The following is a 1,642-nucleotide window of genomic DNA, read 5'->3' as shown; positions in this document are numbered from 1 at the left end:
ATGATACACCACGTGAGCGTTCAGTTGTTTGTAAGGTGAAATCGCTAAGAATTGCCCTATTCCGGTCAAATCAAGATTATTCTCAGCATGTTCTGACGCGGCATTCCCGTAGTACACCGGTAAACTTGCCATTCTAGCGGCACGAACATTTTCCCAGCTGGTATCAGATAAAATAACTTTCACACCACGCTCTGAGAATGCTTTGGCAATATCACGAGCGAGTGGATTTGCCCCCAAGAACAAAAAGCCATGATCATCGGCTTCTTGCACGCCTAAGGCTTTCGCTAATGGTCGTGCGGTCACACTCTGCAAAGCCACAGTCACGACAATCACAAGAAATACTAAAGGCACCAGCACTCCAGCCTCGACCATTCCCTGCTCTTCTAACTTAAACGCAAATAACGAAGATACCGCAGCCGCGACGATACCCCTTGGCGCAATCCAAGATAAGAAAGATTTTTCTTGCCAACTTAAGTCAGTGCCAATCGCTGCGACAAACACTGAGATCGGGCGAGCTAAAAATATGAGCGCGAGCATAATCCATACTGCCGCAATGCCTAAGTCATACAGAGCGACCAATTCCATTCTGGCGGCAAGTAAAATGAACAGTGCAGAGATCAGCAATACAGAAAGAGATTCTTTAAATTCTAAAATCTCATCGATCGGCACGCCTCTCATGTTGGCTAACCAAATTCCCATGACGGTCACCGTAAGCAAACCCGACTCATGTACCAAAAAATTAGAGAGCGCGTATACGCCGAGCATAAAAGTCAGCGTGCCCGTATTTAATAAAAACTGCGGCAGCCAGTGACTGCGCAAGGCTTCGCCCAATATATACCCAGAGGCGCCGCCTAAGGTTAAACCTAAAACTAATGTGGCTCCGAATGTGCCGAGTGTTTGTAAAAACGCACTGCCGCCATCACCACTTGCGATAATGAATTCAAATACCAATACGGCGAGTAAGGCACCAATTGGGTCAATGACTATACCTTCCCATTTTAAGATATTAGTAATTCGTCCGGAGGGTCTGACAGAGCGAAGTAAGGGCATGATCACCGTGGGTCCGCTGACCACGACAATCGAACCAAACAACATCGCGAGAGATAAAGGGATATCGAGCGCTAGATACGCGGCAAAAGTTGCGATAAAACAAGTAACAACGGTGCCCGAGGCTAGTAGGTTACGCACCATTTTGCCGTGACCACCGAGCTCAGAAAACTTAAGGGTTAAACTTCCCTCAAATAAGATAACCGCTACGGCTAGAGAGATAATCGGAAAAAGCATGTCTCCGAGAAGGCCGTCTGGGTTCAACCATCCCAGCCACGGGCCAAGGATGATTCCCGCAACAAGCAAGAACAAAATAGCCGGTTGGCGTAAACGCCATGCGACCCACTGACAAATTAATGAGACGACGCCGATTGAAGCGAGAGTAATAACGCTGTGTTCAAGCATCGAGGCTTTCCTTGGGGATCAACACATCTCCATGGCCCGCTCAACGCAGGCAAACTGGCTAAAATAAAACTTATCTAGCCAGTTTAGCAAGGATTCTCGATACGCCCACCATTGCGAACACAGATGTGACGGATGTGACTGCACCAAAGCCTGAAGCGCAATCCAACTTAACAGGTCCGGCTCCATCAGG

At 47.9% G+C, this 1,642-nt stretch carries 1 protein-coding gene; it reads right to left on the bottom strand.

Features of this window, described 5'->3' with window-relative positions; all coding sequences use genetic code 11:
- Positions 1-1,452 (bottom strand): sodium:proton antiporter (locus tag A3738_RS14295; RefSeq protein WP_068763659.1); only part of this gene is annotated, 1,452 nt, incomplete at its 3' end.
- Positions 1,453-1,642 lie beyond the last annotated feature (190 nt).

The organism is Oleiphilus sp. HI0066 (assembly GCF_001635725.1).
This window is presented reverse-complemented; position numbering and strand designations above follow the sequence as displayed.